The 17,082-nt window shown below is 62.6% G+C and carries 15 protein-coding genes; 7 read left to right on the top strand and 8 right to left on the bottom strand.

Going from position 1 to position 17,082, the window contains the following annotated elements:
* Positions 1-7: 7 nt before the first annotated feature.
* Complete coding sequence (locus tag ACNTAO_RS05570; protein ID WP_435160984.1) at positions 8-523, bottom strand: Lrp/AsnC family transcriptional regulator; 516 nt, start codon at positions 521-523, stop codon at positions 8-10.
* Between the two features lie 254 nt (positions 524-777).
* Between ACNTAO_RS05570 and ACNTAO_RS05565 the strand changes: the two genes are divergently transcribed.
* The 3 genes from ACNTAO_RS05565 to ACNTAO_RS05555 all read left to right on the top strand — a co-directional run bounded on the left by ACNTAO_RS05565 (position 778) and on the right by ACNTAO_RS05555 (position 4,737).
* Entirely contained in the window at positions 778-2,256 is a 1,479-nt protein-coding gene (locus tag ACNTAO_RS05565) for a CoA-acylating methylmalonate-semialdehyde dehydrogenase (RefSeq protein WP_435160983.1), read from the top strand.
* 151 nt (positions 2,257-2,407) lie between these two features.
* Positions 2,408-3,580, top strand: coding sequence for a M20 family metallopeptidase (locus tag ACNTAO_RS05560; protein WP_435160982.1), 1,173 nt, complete (start codon positions 2,408-2,410; stop codon positions 3,578-3,580).
* A gap of 74 nt (positions 3,581-3,654) precedes the next feature.
* A complete protein-coding gene (locus tag ACNTAO_RS05555) occupies positions 3,655-4,737 on the top strand; it encodes a C45 family autoproteolytic acyltransferase/hydrolase (protein WP_435160981.1) in 1,083 nt (360 codons plus the stop codon).
* A gap of 72 nt (positions 4,738-4,809) precedes the next feature.
* Here ACNTAO_RS05555 and ACNTAO_RS05550 read toward each other — a convergent pair whose 3' ends face one another.
* The 5 genes from ACNTAO_RS05550 to ACNTAO_RS05530 form a co-directional block, all read right to left on the bottom strand.
* Positions 4,810-5,529, bottom strand: a complete 720-nt coding sequence (locus ACNTAO_RS05550) for an ABC transporter ATP-binding protein (protein ID WP_435160980.1) — start codon at positions 5,527-5,529, stop codon at positions 4,810-4,812.
* Entirely contained in the window at positions 5,522-6,244 is a 723-nt protein-coding gene (locus ACNTAO_RS05545) for an ABC transporter ATP-binding protein (protein WP_435160979.1), read from the bottom strand. The genes ACNTAO_RS05550 and ACNTAO_RS05545 overlap by 8 nt, the downstream gene beginning before the upstream one ends.
* A gap of 1 nt (position 6,245) precedes the next feature.
* Positions 6,246-7,262: a branched-chain amino acid ABC transporter permease gene (locus ACNTAO_RS05540; RefSeq protein WP_435160978.1), complete on the bottom strand. Its 1,017-nt coding sequence runs from the start codon at positions 7,260-7,262 to the stop codon at positions 6,246-6,248.
* Between the two features lie 2 nt (positions 7,263-7,264).
* The gene (locus ACNTAO_RS05535) at positions 7,265-8,143 is read right to left on the bottom strand and encodes a branched-chain amino acid ABC transporter permease (RefSeq protein WP_435160977.1); all 879 of its coding nucleotides are present in this window, start codon (positions 8,141-8,143) and stop codon (positions 7,265-7,267) included.
* A gap of 74 nt (positions 8,144-8,217) precedes the next feature.
* Positions 8,218-9,516 carry an amino acid ABC transporter substrate-binding protein gene (locus tag ACNTAO_RS05530; protein ID WP_435160976.1) on the bottom strand — a complete coding sequence of 433 codons (1,299 nt, stop codon included), beginning with the start codon at positions 9,514-9,516 and terminating at the stop codon, positions 8,218-8,220.
* A gap of 301 nt (positions 9,517-9,817) precedes the next feature.
* Here ACNTAO_RS05530 and ACNTAO_RS05525 point away from each other — a divergent pair, with 301 nt between their 5' ends.
* From ACNTAO_RS05525 to ACNTAO_RS05515, 3 genes are all read left to right on the top strand, one after another.
* A complete protein-coding gene (locus ACNTAO_RS05525) occupies positions 9,818-11,074 on the top strand; it encodes a Zn-dependent hydrolase (protein WP_435160975.1) in 1,257 nt (418 codons plus the stop codon).
* A complete protein-coding gene (locus ACNTAO_RS05520) occupies positions 11,071-12,510 on the top strand; it encodes an amidase (RefSeq protein ID WP_435160974.1) in 1,440 nt (479 codons plus the stop codon). Before ACNTAO_RS05525 ends, ACNTAO_RS05520 begins: the two co-directional genes overlap by 4 nt.
* Positions 12,511-12,599: 89 nt before the next feature.
* Positions 12,600-13,976 (top strand): bifunctional metallophosphatase/5'-nucleotidase, encoded by a 1,377-nt coding sequence (locus tag ACNTAO_RS05515; RefSeq protein WP_435160973.1) that lies wholly within the window; start codon positions 12,600-12,602, stop codon positions 13,974-13,976.
* Between the two features lie 9 nt (positions 13,977-13,985).
* Here ACNTAO_RS05515 and ACNTAO_RS05510 read toward each other — a convergent pair whose 3' ends face one another.
* Entirely contained in the window at positions 13,986-14,879 is an 894-nt protein-coding gene (locus tag ACNTAO_RS05510; RefSeq protein ID WP_435160972.1) for a tetrahydrofolate dehydrogenase/cyclohydrolase catalytic domain-containing protein, read from the bottom strand.
* 123 nt (positions 14,880-15,002) lie between these two features.
* The gene (locus tag ACNTAO_RS05505) at positions 15,003-15,677 is read right to left on the bottom strand and encodes an HAD family hydrolase (RefSeq protein WP_435160971.1); all 675 of its coding nucleotides are present in this window, start codon (positions 15,675-15,677) and stop codon (positions 15,003-15,005) included.
* Between the two features lie 248 nt (positions 15,678-15,925).
* On the opposite strand from ACNTAO_RS05505, the gene ACNTAO_RS05500 reads away from it, so the two are divergent.
* Positions 15,926-17,065: a CBS domain-containing protein gene (locus ACNTAO_RS05500; RefSeq protein ID WP_435160970.1), complete on the top strand. Its 1,140-nt coding sequence runs from the start codon at positions 15,926-15,928 to the stop codon at positions 17,063-17,065.
* The last annotated feature ends 17 nt before the right edge of the window (positions 17,066-17,082 follow it).

Raw genomic sequence — 17,082 nt, 5'->3', positions numbered from 1 at the left:
CTGGCATCTATGAGTCGACGATCGACTCGTGGGCGTCGTGTGTGAGATTGGCGCTTACGTTTCGGCCCTCGTGAAACTCCTCCATGACGAACTTTGAAGCGGTCTCGTTGACGCCATCGATCGCTACGATCCGCTCGATGAGATTGTTCATCTGATCTCGGGTCTGCACGCGACTGATCGCGACGAAGTCGATATCACCCATGGTGTAGTACACCTCTTCGACGCCCGGTATCGACAACACCTCTTCGCCGATGTTCTCGGAGTATCCGGCCTCGTGTGTGACGGAGATGTCGGTGACGGCGACCATCTCTAAGCCGAGCTTCAGCGGGTCGACGTCGGCAGTCACGCCGCGGATAACGCCTCGCTCTTTGAGCTTCTTCACCCGATAGTGAACTGCCGACTTCGAGAGGTCGAGCTTCGCTGCAACGGTTTCGAGACTCACGTCGAAGTCAGCCTCGACGAGTTCCAGAATCTTCAGGTCCATCTCGTCTAGGTCGTCGTAGGCCGCTGGATTGGGTGACATAACAGGCGTAGACAGTCCAAAGAAATAAGCGATCTCATAAATTTCGTGCGGCTGAGCAGCCGGTGATCTGAAGATAGTTGAGGTATTGGGGGGAGCCCACGTACGATGGTCGAGATTGAGAGAGCGTGATCGTCACTCTCTCGAATACAGTACACACAAACTCTGTACAAGTGTACAATATACAATTATTAGCGCATAGTATAAAATAATATTGAAAACACTTATTACCGAAGCGAAAACACCTGTGATAACGGATGTCACTACACACGACTCCCCCGTGGGATAGCGTCCGCAACTACGTGGATGGCAGCTGGCGGACACCAACCGGCGAGGACGGGCAGGCTATCGTAAACCCTGCCACCGGCGAGGCGGTGTCACACGTCGAGTTTAGCTCGGCGGCCGACGTCGACGACGCAGTCGCTGCGGGACGCAAGGCGTTCGAAACGTGGCAGTCGACACCGGTCGAGGAGCGGATTCAACCGCTTTTTGCCCTCAAACAGCTACTCGAGACGCACCAGGCGGAGCTAGCAGAGGTACTCGTTCGCGAACACGGGAAGACGCTCGCAGAGGCAAACGGTGAGCTTCGGCGGGGGATCGAGAACGTTGAGGTTGCCTGCGGGATCCCGTCCATGATGCAGGCGGGGCACCTCCCGAATGCGGCTCCCGAAATCGACGAGACAGCCGTCCGGAAGCCACTCGGCGTGTTCACCGCGATAACGCCGTTCAACTTCCCGGGGATGATTCCGTTGTGGTTTCTCCCGTACGCGGTTGCGACGGGCAACGCGTTCATCCTGAAGCCTAGCGAGCAGGATCCCGTCGTCGCGGAGCGAATCTTCGAGCTCATCGATCGCGCCGGCTTCCCAGACGGTGTCGTCCAACTCGTTCACGGTAGTGTCGATACGGTGAACGCGCTGCTCGATCACGACGGTATCGCAGGCGTATCGTTCGTCGGCAGCACACCGGTCGCGAGAACGGTGTACGAGCGCGCGGCGAAAAACGGCAAGCGCGTGCAGGCACAAGGCGGTGCGAAAAACCACGTGATAGTCACCGAATCCGCCGACCTCGACTTCGCCGCAGAAAAGACCGTCTCCTCTGCGTGTGCGTGCGGCGGTGAGCGGTGTCTGGCGAACGACGTCGCCGTCGTCGAAGAGTCCGTTTACGATGAGTTCACCGATCGTGTCCTCGCCGTCGCCCGCGAGCAGACGGTCGGGGATGGACTCGACGAGGATACCGACATTGGTGCGCTCATCACCCCAGAACACGGAGAGCGCGTTCGAGAGCTGATAGCGACCGGCATCGATGAAGGCGCCGAACTGCTGCTCGACGGTTGTGACGTCAGTGTCGACGGACAGCCGGGTGGCACCTTCCTCGGTCCGACAGTGTTCGGCGACGTCGAGCCTACGATGACCATCGCACGCGAGGAGATATTCGGTCCAGTCCTCGGTCTCGTACCTGTGTCTGACCTCGACGAGGCTATCGAACTGCTCAATCGAAGCGACTTCGGTAACGCGGCGAGCTTGTTCACGAGCAGCGGCGCGGACGCACGTGCGGTCCGACACCGGGCCGACGTCGGTAACCTCGGGGTAAACGCCGGGACGGCGGCACCGATGGCCTTCTTCCACTTTGGCGGCCGAAGTGACTCCTTCTTCGGCGACCTACACGCACAGGGTGAAGACATGATCCACTTTTACACAGACAAGACTATCTACATTGAACGCTGGCCCGACGCCTGATGCGTTCGACTTACACGACCGAGACTCGGGCGTTCACAGGATAATTTAAATTCGTCTCGTCTATTTTCTAATGCCTGAATAGTATTCTCTATACCGCATTTAGAATGAATATATTCAAAAATAATATACCCCGGGGGGACGATGACATGCTGTGACAACACACACCTCTCGAGCGACGATCCGAGAACTGATCGCCACTCTCGTACAGATCGAGACCGAAAACCCACCAGGGAACGAGCGCGCCTGCTCGGAGTTCATCCTCAACTGGTTCGACGATCACGATATCGACGCGGACACGATCATAGAGCCCGACCCCGATCGTCCGCAGGTTGGCGTCCGGATCGGAGACGACGAACCCACGCTCGTCTTGAACGGTCACATCGACGTCGTACCAGCCGGCGACCGCGACAACTGGTCGTACGATCCATACGGTGGCACCGTCGACGGTACACGGTTGTACGGTCGCGGCAGCGCAGATATGAAGTCAGGTGTTGCGATCGGTATGCTCGCCACCGTCAGGCTCGCCCAGGCGATCCAGGATGGTGACTTGGGCGGATCGATCGTGTTTCACGCCGCGATGGGTGAAGAAACCGCCGAGCCGGGGACCAAGACGCTGCTAGACGCCGGCTACGACGGAACGTACGGTGTCGTCCTTGAGCCGACGGGCATGCGCACGGCGACCGCAGAAAAGGGACTTGCGTGGTACGAGATAACCGTCTCGGGAGAGCCATCTCACGCCAGCCATCCGGATCAAGGAGATAACGCAGTGTACAACGCCCGCCCTATACTCGACGCAATTGAGGAATACGACGCCACCGTCAGGGACCGAACTGATGACCTCCTCGGACGAGCGTACGCCACGGTGACCGAGGTCAAAGCCGGCACGAAAGAGAACGTCGTTCCGGGAACGACGACGATCACCGTTGACCGTCGATTTCTGCCGGACGAACAGGTGTCGGCGATAGATCAGGAGATCGAGACGATGCTTACCGAGGCGACGGTGGGAACAGACGTTGAGGCCACCTGGCGACGGACGCGGACGTACGAGTCGGCGGCGATCGACCCAGCGAGCCACCTCGCGGCGGTGTTCCGCCGGCAGTCGGCGGCCGTCGCCGACGTGCCGACCGAGCCTTGGGGGATCGCCGCTTCCACGGACGTCAGAAACTTCGTGAACGACGCCGGGATGGAGGCCATCACGTGGGGGCCAGCGGAACTGTCTCAGGCACACACGTACGACGAACACGTTGACCTCGTCGCGATCGAAGACGGGTTAGAGGCGTTGGTCGCCGCATCACGGGAACTCCTTGGAGGCGACGATGTGTAGATCCACCGTAGATCCGGATGTCGTCGGACCAACGCTTGATCGCCGAGACGATCACAGCCGACCGGGTGATCGTCGTGTCTGAACTCCCATCGGTTCGGCTAGCGGGCGGCCCCACCGAACGAGGGCGAACACACGGCGAAGCGTTTGCCGACGAGATTCGTGAAAACGTCGCGACGTACCTGCGCCGGTTCGAACATCGCGGTGTGTCAGAAGGCGCGGTTCGCGACCGGGCGGCCGAGTTTCTCTCGCGGATGGCGGACTGGAACGCCGCGTACGCTGCCGAGCTCCGCGGGATCGCTGCGGGCAGCGACGTCGACGAGCGAGACGTCGCGGCGCTTAACGCGCGTTACGAGGTATTGTACAGCGCCTACGCCGCAGAAAACGCTGGGACCGACGGCTGCACGAGTTTCGCACTCCTGCCAGCGGCGACGGCGAACGGCCACACGTACGTCGGCCAAAACTGGGACTGGATTCCGGCCATCGCCGACACGCTCGTCGTGACCGAGGTGCACCCGGATGCCGGGCCTCGCCACCTCGGCGTGACCGAAGCCGGCATCGTCGGTGCGAAGATGGGAGTCAACGAACGTGGGATCGGACTCGCGGTGAACGGACTCGTGACACCCGAAGACGGTGAGAACCCGTTCCGCAAGCCGTTCCACGTCCGGTGTCGGGAGGTGTTGTCCGCGGATCGATACGATCGTGCACTGGAACCACTCGTTTCGATGCCACACGCCTGTTCGGCGAACTTCGTCCTCGGTCACCGCGACGGGGAGGCGATCGACGTCGAGGCGTCGCCTTCGCGGGTCGGATATCTTCATCCCACCGATGGAATCGTGACACACTCGAACCACTTCCGAACAGAAGGATTCTGCAGCCGGATGGAGCGGCAGCTCCCAGACAGCCTCTACCGGGCACGGCGACTCAGACGGCTGTTGTCCCGGCCGACGCGTGGTGCTACCGTCGACGACGTTACAGATGCGTTAGGAGACCACTTTGGTCGCCCGGCAAGCATCTGTCGTCACGTCGACGAGAGCGCACATCGACACGAACGCACCCGAACCGACGTGAGTGTCGTTGCAGATCTCACCGATCGATGTCTCTACGTCGCGCGCGGTTCGCCGTGTGAATCGTCGTATCAGGCGTATCGTCTCGACTAGAGAGGACAAGGCGTCGTACGCTCGTCGCCGCGCCTGTCGACTATTCCAGCCTCCAGACGGCTGCCGAGTCGGCTACCCGCCGAGGTACAGCTGACGAACCTCGTCGTCATCGAGCAGCGCTGCGCTCTGTTCGGCGAAACGAACGTTTCCCATCTCTATCACGTAGCCTCGGTCGGTGTTTTTGAGCGCCTTCACCGCGTTCTGTTCGACCATCAGGACGCTGACACCAGCGTCCTGGACGGTGCCGATGAGATCGAAGATGGTGTCGACAAGCGACGGCGCGAGCCCAAGTGACGGTTCGTCGAGGACGAGGAGGTCTGGATCGCTGATCAGCGCCCGCGCGATCGAGACCATCTGTTGTTCGCCTCCACTCATCGTCTTCGCTTTCTGGTCGAGGCGCTCTTCAACCCGCGGGAAGAGATCGAGCAGCCACGCCGTATTCTCTCGTTTTTCTTCCTCGTCGATCAGCCACGCACCCATGTCCAAGTGCTCCTGTACAGTCATCTCTGGGAACATCGTCTTTCCCTGTGGGACGATGCTCAGCCCTCGACCGACGAGCTTCTCGGTCGGGACGTCGGTTACGTCCTCTCCGTTGAGGCGTATTCGCCCGTCCCAACAGGGAAGATATCCGGTCAGTGCTTTGAGAACGGTCGACTTCCCTGCACCGTTGGGGCCGATGATGCACACAGACTCTCCGTCGTTCACCTCGACGGAGACCTCGTGAACGATCTCGTTCGTTCCGTACCCGGTCGTCACGTCCGTCGCCTCGAGGATCGTCGACGTGTCACTCATCGTCATCACTCCCGAAGTACGCCTCGAGCACCCGTTCGTTCTGTTGTACCGTCGAGGGTGGCCCACGGGTGAGCACGGAGCCCGACTCCATCACTACAACGTCATCGCACTCTGACATTACCACGTCCATATCGTGTTCGACGAGCACGAACGTCTTTCCGCGTTCGAGTTGGGATCGCATAATTTCGAGTATCTTGTTCTCCATCGTTGGGTTAACGCCTGCGAGCGGTTCGTCGAGGAGGATGAGCTCTGGTTCGAGCATCAACACCTGTGAGATACTGATCAGCTTCTGTTGTCCGAACGAGAGGTCACGCGCGAGCGTGTCCTGTTTGTCTGCGAGCTCGATCGTCTCGAGGAGTTCTTGTGCGCGTGACTCCGGGCTGTTGGTCAGCTGGCTAGCGATCAGCAGGTTTTCACGAACGGTCATCCGCTCGAGTACGCGTGTCTGCTGGAACGTCCGTACGAGCCCTCGTTCGGCGTTCTTCCGTAACGCGTTCCCAGTGATGTCTTCACCATCGAAGTGTACGGACCCGGACGTCGGCGACAACACTCCGGTGATCAGATTGAACAGCGTCGACTTTCCGGCCCCGTTCGGTCCGATCAGCCCGACGAACGTTCCTCGCTCAATGCCGAAAGAGACGTCGTCGACGGCGACGAGTTCACCGAACCGCTTCGTGACGTCGGTCACGTCGAGGATCGTATCAGCGGACGCCACGCTACAACGACCTCCATCGGGGGATGTACTCGTTGTCCTTGAGATACTCTACGATCCCTTCGGGCATGAACAAGACGACTGCAACGATAGCCGCGCCGAAGAGGAACTGATACGCCTGCGGGAACGTCGACCAGAGGACCTCGTACAGAACGACGAAGATGACGCCGCCAATTACCGGCCCGAGAACCGTGCCCAGGCCACCGAACAACACCATCACGATTGGAAACTCTGTGTACTGGATGTTGAACACGGAGTTCGGATCGATGTACGAGAGGTTGAACGCGAGGACCCCCCCGAGAAGACCAGCGACAGCCGTGTGTAACAGCATCCCGAGTATCTTCTCACGAACGGTCTTCACCCCGAGCGACGCCGCCAGCGTCTCGTCGTCTCGAATGGCGAGCAACCGGAGACCGAACGGAGCGTTCGCGATTCGGTACGTCACGTAGCCGAGTATCAACACGATGGTCAACGCGAGGTAGTACTGTCCTGTGAGCCCCAGCTCGGGGAAGAACGAGATGCCGCTTCCTCCCCTCGTGATCGGGCGCAGGTAGCTACTCGATGCGAGCAGTTGGGCCGCGGTCGCGGCCGCGAGCATCGCGATGGCGAAGTACGCACCGCGAAGCCGGAGCATTGGCACGCTTATCGCCGTCCCAACGAGTGCGGTGACTCCCATCGCCGTGAGTAACGCGAGTGGCCACGGGAAGCCGAAGTCGACGATAGATATCACCGTCAGGTACGCGCCGAAGCCGATGAAACCGGCGTAGCCGAAGTCGACGTACCCAGTGAATCCGGACATGAAGTTCCAGCCGAACGCGAGCCCGGTAAACAGGAACACGGTAAACAACACCTGCACGAGGTACGAGTTGAGTACCAGCGGGAGCGCGAGTAACACAACCACGATCGCCGCGAGCACGCCGACGAACTGTGTGTGTGATGCCGACACGATCGTATCGTACAGCCACGCTTGCCCCGAGGAGAGCAGATCGCGGTCCGAGCCGACGGAAGTGTCCTGTGCCACTGTCACTCACCCCCGGCGTCGCTTCGCCCGAAGAGTCCCTGCGGACGCACGAGCAACATCACCACCAGCAACACGAACGCGATCATCGTCGCCTCGTTTGAGGACAGCTGATAGGTCGCGATCGATTCGACGACGCCGAACCCGATGCCACCGATGGCCGCACCGACGAGACTGCCGAGTCCGCCGATCACGACCACGACGAAGGACTTGAGTAGGTACTGTAACCCCATGTACGGGTATATGGTGTACAGCATGCCTGCGATACCGCCTGCAGCACCGGCCGTCGCGGCTCCGAGCCCGAACGAGACCATCCGAACGTGACTAGTGTTTATTCCACACGCTTTGGCGATCGCTGGATTCTGTGAGGTCGCTCTGATCGCCTTCCCCCAGTCGCTGTAGCGGAGGAACAAGAAGAACGCCGCCGCGACGGCTATGGCTACGCCGAAGCCGAGCGGACGATTCAACGAGACGTTCGCTCCCAGGATCGAGACCGATTCGGTCAAGTAATCGATCGATCGATAGTTCGCGCTGAACACGAACTGTGCGAGATTTCTGAGGCTGAGTGCCAGTCCGAAGGTGAGTATGAGTGAGGCGAGCTCCGTCTTGTCGTTGATCCGCTCGAGCAGGAGCCACTGGAGGAACACGCCGAACGCGAACAGGAGTGGCAGCGACAAGACGAGGCTCACGATTGGGCTGAGACTCAATAACGCCCACCCGTAGAACGCTGCGTAGGCTCCGAGCATCACGAATTCTCCGTGAGCGAGGTTGATGACGTTTTGAACCCCGAAGACGAGGCTCAATCCGATGGCTATCAGCCCGTAGAACGCTCCGAGAAACAGGCCGATGACGAGCAGTTCAGTCAACAGTGCTAACGTGACCATTCTTTGTGCATGTGGTGTGTATCTTTTTGATGCCGTGTATCGTGAACAGCGGTTCGCCGGCGTCACTAGATCGGCTACCAGCCGGGGTGCGGATAGATCGGTTCTTCGGTCGCGTACTCGGCCGGCCGGACCGCCTCCTGGGTGGGTCCGTCGTCACCCGCCTGCCACTGGCCGAGACTCGGCGTCTGGCCTACCTGAACGCCCTGCTCGTTTACCTCATACCGACCGTTCGCGAACGGAATGTCCATCTCGATGGAGTGTAGCTCTTCTGCGATCGCCTCCTGATCTATCTCGCCGACGTTCCGGACCGCTCGTTCCATCACGAGACACCCGGCGAATCCACCAGCAGAGTGGTAGTCCATTTCGCTCGGGTCGTCGTACTCGTCTGAGAACAGGTCCATGAACCCGTCGAGGAACGCCTGATTGTAGGGGAGTTCGAAGAAGGGTGCCCAAAAGAGGTCACCCGTGACACCGACCGCGGCGTCACCGACCGACTCGGCGAACGCTGGGGCCATCCCGCCGACGACCCACGCGAATATTCCAGGTGAGAGTCCGACCGACTCCGCAGCCTGCGTCAGCCCGATCGCGTCCTCCGTGTACCCGCCGCCCATTACGATGTCGGGCTCCTCGTCTTGTACCGCGTTCAACACCGAGGTGTAGTCGTTGATGTCGTTCGGGTACGCCTCTTGGAACACTACTTCGAGCCCCTGTTCTTCGGCGTACGGGACGTGACCCTCCGCGACCGACGTCGGGAACGCAGCGTCCTCGTACACGACCGCGATCGTCTCTGCACCGTTTTCGACGCCGATGTCGATCGCCGACCGGACGTACGTGTTCGCCGGGGCGATAGCCTGCGTTACGTACTGGACGTCCCGCTCTTCTAACACCGTCGTGTCGGACATCATCGGCATGACGCTGGCGTAGCCGGCGTCTTCGATGATCGGGATCGTCGCACTCGAAACAGTGCTCCCGTACGGCCCCAAGAGGAGGTCTACGTTGTCTTCGTTGATGAGTCGCTGGTACAGGTTGACTCCCCGCTGGGGGTCCGACTGATCGTCGTAGTGGATGAGTTCGACCTCGCGGCCGAGCAGGCCGTCGGCGTCATCCTCAAGGATCCCACCGGATTCGTTTATCATCTCGACCCACAGCTCGTAGCCCTGTTTCATCGTCAGTCCCTCTTCGGACGTCGCACCCGTCGTTGACGAACTCGCGCCGACGGTGATGACGTCGTCTCCGCCGCCCCCAGAGTTCCCTGCACACCCTGCGATCGACGCGATTCCAACTGCTGTGCCGGTACTGAGGAGTGCTCGCCGACTGTACACCCGGCCCGACGACCCGTCCGCCCCTGCACTGCCGCCTGTCGTATCTGGCATGGTACGTCAACCCAGTACACGGCATCATATATAATAGTTTCCCAACCAGCGAGATAAAATTGGATATATTTCTACATAAGTAATTTATTTTTAAATTGAATTCTAAAATATGGCGGTGAACGAACTTCGAATAGAAATTATGGTTTGATCTCTCTCGTGGAGTTACCGTGTGTATCTCTAACGCTGTCTGCTCTTTTTTGTCTTTTTCGTTCTTTTTTCGGACGTTAGAGTTGTTTTTGCTCATTTATTTCAAGCATTACTGCCGGTGAAGACTTTTATTCTCGCAATCTGATGCACGTATGTGACACTCGAAGTTAACGCCGAACGGTTGCAGGAAGCCATGCGCGAACAGGCTGCTATCGGCATGACCGCGGAGGGTGGGCTCGACCGACTAACGCTGACCGACGCCGACAGAGACGTTCGCGACTGGTTCGAGGACGCGATGCTCGACGCAGGACTCGACGTCCGCGTCGACGAGATGGGAAACATGTTCGGTCGTCGTCCTGGGACGGACCCACACGCGGGCACGATACTGCTCGGGTCACACCTCGACTCACAGCCTGATGGGGGGATCTACGATGGACCACTGGGTGTCGTCAGCGCACTCGAGTTCGTCCGATTGCTCGACGACCACAGTATCGAAACCATACACCCGGTCGAGATCGTCAACTGGACAAACGAAGAAGGCTCCCGGTTCCAGCCGGCGATGATGTCGAGCGGCGTCTGGGCGGGAAAAATTCCACTCGAAGAGGCGTACGAGACCCGCGATCATAACGGCGATCGGTTCCGTGACGAACTCGACCGAATCGGCTACCGTGGCGACGTTCCGGCCGAGCCACAACACGAGTACGATGCTGCCCTCGAACTGCACATCGAGCAGGGACCGTTCCTCGATAACGAGGACCGAGACGTCGGGATCGTGACCGGTATCGTTGGGCTCCGCTGGGGGGAGGTGACGTTCCACGGCGAGGCGAACCACACGGGCACGACGCCGATGCACTATCGGAGTGATGCGCTCGTCGCGGCGACGGACGTCGTCACTCAAATACGACGAATTCCGTCCACGCTCGGCGAACGGACCGTCGGCACCACCGGGTCGATCTCGGTCGAGCCAGACTCGATAAACATCGTCCCCGAGACCGCCCGATTTACCTTCGATATCCGCGATCCATCCGACGCGGTTGCCGACGAAGGTGTCGAGCGCGTGCTACAAGAGGTTGCGGCCGCGGCTGAGCGGGAGGGGGTCGGCTACGAGTACGACGAGCGGATGGACGCCGCGAGCGTCACCTTCCCCGACCGCTGTGTCGACGCCGTTCGAAGCGCCGTCGACGACCTCGGCTACGATGGCCGAGAACTCGTCAGCGGCGCGGGTCACGACGCGACGTACATGGCGAGTGTCTGTGATACGGCCATGGTGTTCGCGGTGAGCAACGACGGGAAGAGCCACACCCCGCGAGAACACACCAGCTGGCCGGACTGTCTAGCCGCCGCGAATACCCTCGCAAACGCGGCGCTCGATTTGGCCGGCGTCGCCAACCCCGACGGAGTCGACGTATGACCGGCCCTGATATCGACGGGGTGCGTGAGACGGCCGACCGCCTTGGCTTCGATGTTGACGACGACCGGTTAAGACAGGGGGTAGACGACGCCGCCTCCCTCGGTGAGATCGCAGCCGACGTAGACGACGACGCTGGCGTCACGGTGAACACGCCGGCAAACGTGACGCCCAGCGGCGATCACGACGAGCTTCTCGCGACGTACGAGACCCCACGCCAGGCGTCTCAAGTGGGGCCCCTCGCAGAGACTCGTGTCGCAATTAAAGACAACATCGCTGCGAGCGGGCTGCCGACGACGTGTGGATCGAAGTGTGTGGCAGCCGTCTCGGAGACGGACGCGGTCGTCACGACCAGACTACTCGAGGCAGGCGCACAGCTCGTCGGCAAAGCCAATATGGACGCGTTTGCGCTGGGTCCGAGCGGTGAATTTAGCGACTACGGAACGGTGCAGAACCCGATAGCGCCCGACCGCGTTCCCGGCGGCTCCTCCTCGGGGAGCGGCGCGGCCGTCGCCGCAGAGGCGGTCGACGTCGCGCTTGGGACCGACACTGGAGGGTCGGTCCGAATTCCCGCGGCGTGTTGTGGCATCGTCGGAGCGAAGCCGACGCATGGGTTGGTGCCCAGACACGGATTCGTCTCGTTTGCGCCGTCGCTCGACACCATCGGTCCACTGGCTCGAGACGTCGAGACGGCAGTCGCCGGACTCGAAGCGATCGCAGGTGCTGACGCACGCGACCCGAGTACGCGGACGCGATCTCTCGACGTGCCTGGCGAGTGGCGTTCTCTCGCAGACGACGCGACGGTCGGGCTCCCGCAGCAGTTTTTCGACCGGAGCAGCGACGCCGTCGCCACGGCCGTCCGCTCGGCTGTCGAGGCTGCTGGCCTCCAAACCGTACCGGTTGAGCTGCCACTTGGACACATCGAGCGCGCGTACTTCCTCATCGGTGCCACGGAGTTCGTCTGGTTCTTCGACCAGACGGGTATCGTTCGTGGGCAGGGCCCAGAGTACACGGCCACCGTTCACTCGTTTATCGACGGTGCCAGGTCTGCTGACCTCGGCGGACACGTCGCTGGTCGGCTCCTTGGTTCCGGAGCCCTCGACGCCGAGACCGATGGAGAAGCGTACCGTGCGGCCCGACAGGAGGCGACGGCATTCACCGAACGAACGGAGGTCGCGCTTGAAGACGTCTCCGCGCTCGTGATGCCCACGATTCGAACGCTTCCTCCGAAACGGGGTGCGATGAATACCACCGAAGACATGCTGACGCTGCTAGGGAACACTGCCCCGTTCAACGCTGCGGGAACTCCTGCGGCGACCGTTCCCGTTGCCGAGGTGGACGGGTTGCCGGTCAGCGCACAGGTCGTCTCACCCTGGTTCAAAGACATCACCGGCCTCGCGGTTGCCGACCGTCTCCACGGAGCATCGATACGAGACTGACCCAACGGCACGTAGACCGACGCCAGCCGCCGAGACGTCTCGCCCCACCGATCGCGGCGTCTTTTACTCGTCGCGGATTCGATCGACGTATGCCCCGGCTACTCCACTACGCCGACATCGAGAACGTCTTCGACGTGCCCGCGCGGGCGGCCCGCCTCGCCGCCCGAATTCGGGCGCTCGACGGCCCCGACGCGGCAGTCGTCGCCGCCGGCGACACGACCGCGCCGGGCGTGCTGTCGCTGGTCGCGACCGGCCGGCAGACGATCGACTTCTATGCGGCCACCGACACGGTCTTCGACACGTTCGGCAACCATGAGTTCGACTACGGCCCCGACGCGCTCCGCGAGCTCGTCGCCGACGCACCGGTCCAGTTCCTCTCTGCGAACGTCCGCGACGAAGACGGTCGGCCCTTCGGCGAGGCGGAAGACGTCGCACCGTGGGCGATCCACCAGGTCGACGGTTCGACGGTTGGATTCGTCGGGGTCACCGACCCCGCGACCGACTCGCTCAACCCGATGGCCGCCCCGCTCTCGTTCGAGGATCCGACCGCCGCGGTGCAGGAGGCGCTCGCGGCGATGGACCGGACGACGTCACCACCGGCGTACCGCGTGGTCCTCTCACACCTCGGGGGTGGCGACGAGGCGCTGGCGCAGGCCGTCGACGTCGACGCGATACTCGGCGGACACGTCCACAGTCGCCGGAACGACCGCGTCGACGACACGCGTCTCGTCCGCCCGGGCGTGAACGGTGAGACCGTCGTCGAGGTCGACCTCGATGGCTCCGACGGGTGTGCGACCGCGACGCACCACGAGCCGGACGGAGCCGACCCACACGGCCCGCTCGAAGCCGCACTCACGGAACGGATGGCGGCCGCAGACCTCGGTGAGGTCGTCGGTCGAGTCGCCGAGCCGATTCCGCGAGACAGCGACACCGTTCACGGCGGTGAGTGCCGCGTCGGCAACTTCGTCGCCGACGCGTTTCGGTGGGCACACGACGCCGACGTCGGGCTCTCGAACGCGGGCGGCCTCAGACAGGGAGACCCGTGGGCCGGCGCGGTGACGAAAGCGGACCTCATCAGTCTCATTCCGTTCGAGGAACCGGTCGTCGCGACCGCAGTTACGGGCCGCGAACTCCGACAGGTACTCCGTGAGATGGCCGCACCGGACGTCGACTTCGGTGAAGACGACTGGTGGCACGGACACGTCTCGAACGCGCGGGTGGTGTGGGACGCCGCCACCGAGTCGCTGGTCTCGGCGCGCGTCGGCCGCGAACCGATCGACCCGACCGCCGAGTACACCGTCGCTACCTCTGAGTACCTGCTCCACTCCGACCACGAGTTTCCGACGCTCGAACCGCGCCACCGGGTCGGCGAGGGTGACATCCAGTACGAGGTCCTCGCCGCCTTCGCGCGCGAGCACGGGGTCGACCCGCAGGTGGAGGGACGGATCGAACGACGCGGTCGGTGACGGGCCGACTCAGGGGAGGTCGACGTCGACGTCGTGTTGCCGGCCCGCCGCCTTCACCGTATTGTACAGCAACATCGCGCGGGTCATCGGCCCGACGCCGCCGGGGACGGGCGTGATCGCACCTGCCACGTCGGCTACGGAGTCGTACGCGACGTCGCCGACGAGCTCGTAGCCGCGATCGGTGTCGGCGTCGACGCGGTTTATGCCCACGTCGATCACGGTCGCGCCGGACGTGATCATCGAGCCGTCGACGAACTCGGGGATGCCCGCGGCGGCGACCACGATGTCGGCGTCGGCGAGTTTTGACTCGAGGTCGCTGGTGTGTGAGTGACACACCGTCGTGGTCGCGTTGCCGCCCGGCCCCTTCTGTACGAGGAGGTTCGCCATCGGCTTCCCGACGATGTCGGAGCGGCCGATCACCACGGCGTCGGCACCGTCTGTCTCGACGTCGTACGCCGCGAGTAGTTTCTGCACGCCATGGGGCGTACAGGGCTTGTACCGGGCGTCGCCGGCGACGAGCCGGCCGACGTTCTCGGGGTGAAACCCGTCGACATCCTTCTCTGGGTCGATCCGACGAAGCACCTCGCGCCGGTCGACGTGTGCTGGCACCGGGAGCTGGACGAGAACGCCGTGGACGTCGTCGCGGCCGTTGAGCTCGTCGATGGTCTCGAACAGCGTCGCGGCGGAGGCGTCGGCGTCGACGTCCACGTGGATGCCCTCGATGCCGACTTCCTCGCAGTCGCGTTGTTTCATCGAGACGTAGGTCTCACTCGCCGGGTCGTCGCTCATCAACACGGTGGCGAGTCCGGGCGTCACGCCCGCGTCGGCGAGCGTGTCGACGCAGTCGGCCACACCAGCCCGGACATCGGCCGCGACCGCCTCGCCGTCGATAACCTCGGTCATACACATGGGTCTGCCTGGTTCGGTAAAAGGTGTCCGGGATCGTGGCAAGGAAGCGCTGAGACTACCCTCGGATATCCACCGACGTGGATCACGTGAGGAGTCGAGCGGCCCGTCGGCACTCGGCTACCGAGAGTCGACTGGCGTGCGCCCACAGAGGCTAACCAGGTCGTGGAGGTCGGCGATCTCGTAGGTGGGCTGTGTCGAGAGCTCGGTCTCCCGTCGGTGTGGCCGGCGGACGAACGCCGAGTCGATGCCGGCGTTGTCGGCCGCCCGGACGTCCGACTCGTTGTCACCGACGAACAGCGCCGTCGAGGCGTCGAGGTCGGCGAGCGCTCGCTCGAGGTAGTACGGCGACGGCTTCTTGCGCGAGAGGCTGGCGATCGACGGCTCGCGGCCGTAGACGACCTCGAAGCGCTCCGCGAGCCCGAAGTGTCCGAGCAGGTCGTCGACGGTCGCCTGCTGGTTCGACGAGACGACACCGAGTGCGGCGTCGAGGTGCGTGAGCACGTCGACGTCGTCGTACGGGGTCTTCTTGCCGGCGCGCGAGGCGGCGATCTGTGCCTCCGCGGCGGTCTGGTCGCGGACCCGCCAAAACTCGGCCGGGTCCACGTCGTATCGCTCACAGATGTCGGTCAGGGTCGCCGGATCGACGCCGACGGCGACGTCGTCGACGTGTGCGAGGTCCGGGTCTGAGACGCCCTGCCGCTCGAAGGCGTTCCAGGCCGCCTCTCGAAGCGTGTCGAACGGCGTTCGACCGACGATGACCCCGTCGTGGTCGAAGACGACTGCGTCGTACACGCTTCGTCGTCGGGGACCGGTGATAAAAAGGTGTGTGGCCGGTCACCACCGGCCGGATCCGCGTCGACGCACGTCGTCGTCACCCGACGCCGTTCGGTGCACCCGCACGACGCCGCTTGATGCACCCGCACGACGCCGCTCGGTGCGCCTCGGGCACGAGAGACAGCCACACCCACGTGATGCGGTCTCGTTGAGCGCGACGACTCACACACATTCAATACCCGGCACCTGCAATCGTCGGTCTGCACATGAACATCGCTGACATTGCCGTGTCGGAGTACGTCGAGGTCGACGTCGACGACCGGCTCGCGACGGTTCGGTCGCTTTTCGAGCGAGAGAATCTGAAGGGCGTCGTCGTCACCGAAGACGACGAGTACGCCGGCGTAGTCGGCGAAAAACAGCTCCTTCGGTCGCGGATGGAAGACGACACGAAGGTCGCGGCGGTCGTCACGCCCGCTCCGTCGGTGGCCCGCACCGAGGACGTCCGTGAGACCGCCAGACTCCTGGTCGAAGGCGACGTCAAGATCGCGCCCGTCTACGAGGGTGACGCACTGTACGGCGTCGTCACGGTCGATCAGATCCTTGAGGCGGTGCTCGACAGCCTCGACGCGATCACGGTTGACCAGATCGCCACGACGGACGTCATCGGCATCAACGAGAAGGACAGCGTCGGGCGCGCGATCAACCGCCTCCGCGAGAACGGCATCTCGCGGCTCCCCGCTCTCGACGACGACGGAACGCTCGCCGGAGTCGTCACCACGAGCGACATCGTCGAGTTCGTGATCCGCGACGACGACCGACAGGGAAGCGGCGACCGCGCCGGCGACGTCGACCGCATGCTCGACATTCCCGTCTACGACATCATGTCGAGTCCGGTCGTCACTGCGAGCGCCGAGGAGACCGCCGCGGCTGCGGTCTCTCGGATGTTCGACAACGACATCTCCGGACTCGTCGTCACGCCGGACGACGTCGACAGCGTCGCCGGCATGATCACCAAAACCGACGTCCTCCGCGCGCTGACGTTCACCGAACAGGAGTCACTCGACGTTCAGATCACGAACGTCGACCTCCTCGATCAGATCTCGCGTGAGCACATCGTCGACTCCATCGAGAACGTCGCCGACAAGTACGCCGAGATGCGGGTCGTCCACGCTCACGTCCGCTTCCACCAGCACAAAGAAAAGCTCCGCGGGACGCCACTGTTGCAGTGTCAGATCCGGCTCCGGACGGACCGGGGACAGGTCGCCGGCACCGGCGAGGGCTACGGCGCCGATCACGCCTTCCACGTCGCACTCGACAAGCTTGAGCGAAACGTCTTAGAGATGAAGGGGATCGAGGCCGACGAGGAGTACCGCGGCCAGCTGCTTCGGAAGCTCGGCGAACTCTAGTGGGCTCGACCGACCGA

The organism is Halorubrum zhoui (assembly GCF_051194155.1).
Lineage (GTDB): Archaea > Halobacteriota > Halobacteria > Halobacteriales > Haloferacaceae > Halorubrum.
The sequence above is the reverse complement of the archived record's forward strand: the minus strand, read 5'-3'. Positions and strand labels throughout refer to the sequence as shown.

What these genes read in the sequence shown, in the direction of transcription:
- ACNTAO_RS05570 (WP_435160984.1), bottom strand. Translation starts at nt 523, where the DNA reads ATGTCACCCAATCCAGCGGCCTACGACGACCTAGACGAGATGGACCTG.
- ACNTAO_RS05565 (WP_435160983.1), top strand. Translation starts at nt 778, where the DNA reads ATGTCACTACACACGACTCCCCCGTGGGATAGCGTCCGCAACTACGTG.
- ACNTAO_RS05550 (WP_435160980.1), bottom strand. Translation starts at nt 5,529, where the DNA reads ATGAGTGACACGTCGACGATCCTCGAGGCGACGGACGTGACGACCGGG.
- ACNTAO_RS05535 (WP_435160977.1), bottom strand. Translation starts at nt 8,143, where the DNA reads ATGGTCACGTTAGCACTGTTGACTGAACTGCTCGTCATCGGCCTGTTT.
- ACNTAO_RS05530 (WP_435160976.1), bottom strand. Translation starts at nt 9,516, where the DNA reads ATGCCAGATACGACAGGCGGCAGTGCAGGGGCGGACGGGTCGTCGGGC.
- ACNTAO_RS05520 (WP_435160974.1), top strand. Translation starts at nt 11,071, where the DNA reads ATGACCGGCCCTGATATCGACGGGGTGCGTGAGACGGCCGACCGCCTT.
- ACNTAO_RS05515 (WP_435160973.1), top strand. Translation starts at nt 12,600, where the DNA reads ATGCCCCGGCTACTCCACTACGCCGACATCGAGAACGTCTTCGACGTG.
- ACNTAO_RS05510 (WP_435160972.1), bottom strand. Translation starts at nt 14,879, where the DNA reads ATGACCGAGGTTATCGACGGCGAGGCGGTCGCGGCCGATGTCCGGGCT.
- ACNTAO_RS05500 (WP_435160970.1), top strand. Translation starts at nt 15,926, where the DNA reads ATGAACATCGCTGACATTGCCGTGTCGGAGTACGTCGAGGTCGACGTC.